The organism is Vibrio sp. 03_296 (assembly GCF_002265885.1).
Map to the genome: position 1 here is coordinate 1 of NZ_NPKW01001227.1, position 1,363 is coordinate 1,363.

The following is a 1,363-nucleotide window of genomic DNA, read 5'->3' on the forward strand; positions in this document are numbered from 1 at the left end:
CCGAGTTAGCCATTCTGAGTAATCGGGCACTGATGTAACCTTGATCCATGCCAATTTTTTTGATAAGCTCAGAAAAATCAAAATTATCTCGATTGACCATCTCAAGTAATTCTTGCAGCACACTCTCAATCCGAGGTAATTCGTTGAGACGTGAAATCAGAGCTTCTTGGGACATACCTCTCTCCTTAGACTGTCGTGTTACTTAATTAATATAGGACACATTAAGCAAGATAGACTCCTCGTTCACTACTTAGTTTTTGGTTATGATTGAAAGCCTGTTAGGAGCCTTAAATTAACTAGACTGAAGAGCCAAGAAAATTGGCTAAGTTCCTAAAGGTAAGCAGAACCAGTGTGAATAAATGGGTACAAACATTCCGTGAAGAAGGGCTTGAAGGACTGCAAGAGAAACCAAGAACGGGTCGCCCAGCATTTCTTAACGCGGAGCAGCGAGAACAATTAAGTCAGCTTAGTATCAAGTTTGAAGTGCGACACTTTTTAAAGATGCGCATGAATATACTCCAGTGGTGTTCTATACCCAAGTCTTTTGCGTGGGCGCGTATTTAATTTGTGTGCAATTTCATTGCATAGCTTCTGTGTCACGTGTGACATGGAAGTTCGTTTTGGTAAGTATTGTCGYATCAAACCATTGGTGTTTTCATTAGTGCCTCGCTCCCATGAKTGGTATGGATTTGCAAAGTAAAACAGACAGTTATGATGTTTTTCTAGTTGTGCGTAACCATGRAATTCAGTGCCGTTATCCGAAGTTATCGTCTTAAAAGGTAAGTCAGAGCGGGTCATGATTTTGCTCATTCTTACGTTGAGCGACTCGCTTGTTCTATCATCCATTTGCCCGATAAAAGTGTAACCAGTCATTCTGTCGACTAAAGTCACGATACAGTGCTTGGTTCCGCGGCCAACGACRGTATCAATTTCCCAATGACCAGGCTCTTTTCGATGCTCAGCGTTTTCTGGTCTTTCGGYAATATGACGCTTATTTGCAAGCCGTCCTCGACTGTCTTTTGAGTTGTACCTTTTACGCCTTTTCTTGGAAGATTGCCGTAGGTGTTTCCATAGCGTTCCACCGAGAGCTTTGTCGTTCCAAATGTGCTGATAAATGAGCTCGTGGCTCATTGTTGGATAGCCTCTCATTCTTAGATATCCGACGATTTGGTCAGGGCTCCAATCCAGTCGTAGCAAGGCCTCAGGTAACCTAAAGTCGCTTTTGCTGTAGCGCTTGTTTCTGCGCGAGCGGCTCAGCCGGTTACGAGCCATTTGCTGTGCCCGCCGTGGTTGATAAGAGTACCTATCGAAGAACTTGTTGTAACGACAATTGCGTTCAATTTCTCGATAGATAGTGGCTTTA

The 1,363-nt window shown here is 43.4% G+C and carries 2 protein-coding genes and 1 pseudogene; 1 reads left to right on the plus strand and 2 read right to left on the minus strand.

The window, feature by feature from the left end; genetic code table 11:
• A partial coding sequence (locus tag CIK04_RS31160) for an HDOD domain-containing protein (protein ID WP_128824783.1) occupies nt 1–175 on the minus strand: 175 nt, incomplete at its 3' end.
• Between the two features lie 143 nt (nt 176–318).
• Between CIK04_RS31160 and CIK04_RS31165 the strand changes: the two are divergent.
• A pseudogene (locus CIK04_RS31165) lies at nt 319–564 on the plus strand (transposase); the annotation flags it as partial.
• On the opposite strand, the gene CIK04_RS31170 reads toward CIK04_RS31165, so the two are convergent.
• The coding region (locus CIK04_RS31170) for an IS30-like element ISVvu6 family transposase (RefSeq protein ID WP_128824784.1) at nt 496–1,363 on the minus strand (868 nt) is incomplete at its 5' end. The pseudogene CIK04_RS31165 and the gene CIK04_RS31170 overlap by 69 nt on opposite strands.